2 protein-coding genes are annotated in these 1,089 nt (G+C 42.2%); both read left to right on the forward strand.

Annotated elements, in window-relative coordinates; genetic code table 11:
* Positions 1 to 861, forward strand: an 861-nt coding sequence (locus AC1DWN_RS34205; RefSeq protein WP_477563257.1) for an ABC transporter permease, incomplete at its 5' end; no start/stop codon positions are given.
* Between the two features lie 106 nt (positions 862 to 967).
* Positions 968 to 1,089 (forward strand): NAD(P)H-dependent oxidoreductase (locus AC1DWN_RS34210; protein ID WP_477563258.1); only part of this gene is annotated, 122 nt, incomplete at its 3' end.

Consider the following 1,089-nt stretch of genomic DNA (forward strand, 5'->3'; position numbering starts at 1 on the left):
CCACTATCTAATTTCACGATTAAAACGGATGATGATAAGAGAACCGATCTGGAGTCGATCATTATTTCGGCAACCGAGTATAATAAGCTGGCTCAATCACTTGGTCAGCCTACTATTCAGCCAGAGAGCGGCAAGCTGACACTTGCACAGCAAACCTATGGTACTAGAGGAATGGGCGAGGGGATTGTCAAAGGAAGTATCAATGGCGAAAATGTAGAGCTAGCCATGACTGGTACGGTTAATGCGAAGATTATGAACTGGGTAGATAACATCTATTACACGTTCGTCTTGGATGATTTCTCATTTATGAAGCTGCAATCGAATATTCCAGAAGAGAAACAGCTCGTTATGTACGGCTATGAGTTAAGTAATTGGGAAAATTCAGTAAAGACAGTGTCTAAACTGCAGCAGATGGTTCCGGATAATAGGCAAGGTCAAACCGATTTTAGACGTGTATTCAATTATGAGGAAATGAAAGAGACAGTCGGATTGACCTTATTCATTGGTATGTTTATCAGCCTGCTGTTCTTTATTGCTTCTGGCAGCATGATTTACTTCAAGCTATTTACAGAGCTGCAGGAAGACCAAGCTCAGTTTAAGGCGCTCACCCGAATTGGAATGACAAAGGGTGAGATTCGTAAAATCGTTGTGACTCAGATCGGTATGGTGTTTTTCGTTCCGGTAGTTGTGGGAATATCTCATGCCTTGTTCGCGATGAAGGCGCTGGATAACATACTGGAATCTTCAAATTGGACTTACTCCTTCGTCGTAATCGGTATTTATATTGTTATGCAGACATTGTATTTCCTCGTTGCATGCAGCAGCTATATGAAGAGCATGCTCCGCGGCGCAACAGCTTAAGCAGGTGTGCTAAAGAAAGGGATGATCTTGTGTCCCTTACATAAAGCAGAGCAACAAGGCAACACTAACACAGACTGATTTGAATAACTGTGGAGGTGTTATCATCATGAAGCACTTAATCGTATATTGTCATCCTAATCCGGATAGCTTCAATAACGCGATAGTAGATGCGTTCACGGAGCAGTTAAAGCAGCAAGGAAATGAAGTCGTCATTCGCGACTTGTATAA

It is taken from the genome of Paenibacillus sp. P4_A7, from assembly GCF_056402455.1.